At 49.3% G+C, this 1,867-nt stretch carries 1 protein-coding gene; it reads left to right on the top strand.

The annotated features are described in order from the left end of the window. The coding region (locus ACOJS8_RS24040; RefSeq protein WP_420151103.1) for a TonB-dependent receptor at positions 1-1,867 on the top strand (1,867 nt) is incomplete at both ends.

Here is a 1,867-nt window from a genome sequence, read left to right as displayed (position 1 = left end):
CGGTACGGTTATTGACAAAACCAATCGCCAGCCACTTATCGGCGTAACCATCTATTTACCCGCCTTGAAAAAAGGAGGGCTCACTGATACGCTGGGTCAATACCGGGTAGCCGATATTCCGGCAGGTTCGCACAAAATCGAGGTCCGCTTCTTAAGTTACAAACCACTAACACGTACTGTTCGGCTTCTTTCGGGCGAAACAACGGCCGATTTCACGTTGGAACCCGAAGCTGCTCAGCTACAGGAAGTTGTCGTGACAGGTCTGACTACGGGCTCGACTGTAAAAGATAGCCCAGTCCCCATTATGACGTACAACAAAATCCAGTGGCTGCAGACCAGTTCAACTAACCTGGTCGATGCTGTTGGAAAGCTACCGGGTATGTCGCAAATCACTACGGGCGTAGGTCTGTCGAAGCCTGTTATACGCGGACTAGGCTTTAATCGGGTCATTACAGTTCACGATGGCGTCAGGCAGGAAGACAACCAATGGGGCGAAGAACACGCACTGCAAATTGATGAATACAGTATTGACCGTTACGAAATTATTAAAGGGTCGGGCAGTTTGTTGTATGGTTCCGATGGACTCGGTGGCGTGATGAGCCTGATTTCAGCCCGTCCGCCCGAAATTGGGGTACTACGTGGTCAAATCCTGACCAATTATCAAAGCAATAATGGTCTTATCGGATTGTCAGGTATGGTCGAAGGCACTACGTCGAAGGGGGTATTTGGGCGAATTCGGGTAAGCACAAAAAGTGCCGGAAACTACCGAAATAAATATGATGGGCTGGTATACGGTTCGGCCTACCGTGAGTTCGACGTAAATGGCACTATCGGTATTAACCGCAAATGGGGCTATTCACAGCTGTACGTTTCCAACTGGCATCAGGACATCAACATCGTAACCGGGGAGCGTGATCCAAGCGGCCGTTTTCAGGAACTGGTGCGCGTATCCAGCGATTCAGAAGCGCTGGCCCCCGTTTCAGATGCTACGTTGCACGGCCGCGCCATTGATCCGGCCAATTACCAGAACCTAAATAATTTCAAAACGTCCTGGAATACATTTGCCAAAGTGGGCGGAGGTAATATTTCGGCCATAGTTAGTTACAGTCAGAATCGACGGCAGGAATTTGCAAGCACGCTGACTCCTGGTCAGCCAGCACTCTACTTTTATCTCCAGAATGTTTTCTATGACCTTAAATATTACTTCGGCGGACGTAACGGCTGGGATTTTACGGTAGGTGGTAACGGCCTCTGGCAATATAACCAAAACAAAGGGTTACAGGTACTCTATCCCGGCTATCGTTCCTGGGACAACGGTCTTTTCTTATTTGCTCAGAAGAAAACAGAAAGACTAACGATTAATGGCGGATTACGGATGGACATCCGGAAAATGCAGATCAATAAACTGTATGCCGGCACTGACGGCGCGTTCAGCGAAAGCCCGATTAGTGGAGGAGAAGTACGGTTTACGGGTTTGAATAAAACGTACTCAAATCCAACAGCCAGCTTCGGCGCTACGTATGCGTTAACGAGTCGCTGGACAGTAAAGGCGAATCTCGGGCGAGGTTTCCGGGCTCCCTCAACGCCTGAGCTATCGGCGAATGGCGAACACGCCGGTACGTTCCGGTATGAAATTGGCAGCCCTAATTTACATTCAGAAACATCGTTTCAGAGTGATTTGGGCATTGCTTATGAATCGCCTGACGTATCCATCACAGCCAGTCTTTTCCAAAACCGGATCAATAACTACACGTATTCCGAAAAAGTACTCGATCGGTTTGGCCGCGATTCTATTGTCGATCCCGCCCGGCCGATTCTGACCTATCGTTATACACAGGGAAACGCGGTCTTATTTGGTGGAGAAGCG

The sequence above is a fragment of the Spirosoma sp. genome, from assembly GCF_048594605.1.
GTDB lineage: Bacteria > Bacteroidota > Bacteroidia > Cytophagales > Spirosomataceae > Spirosoma.
Note: the sequence above shows the minus strand (reverse complement) of the source record. Positions and strands in the feature narration are given on the sequence as shown.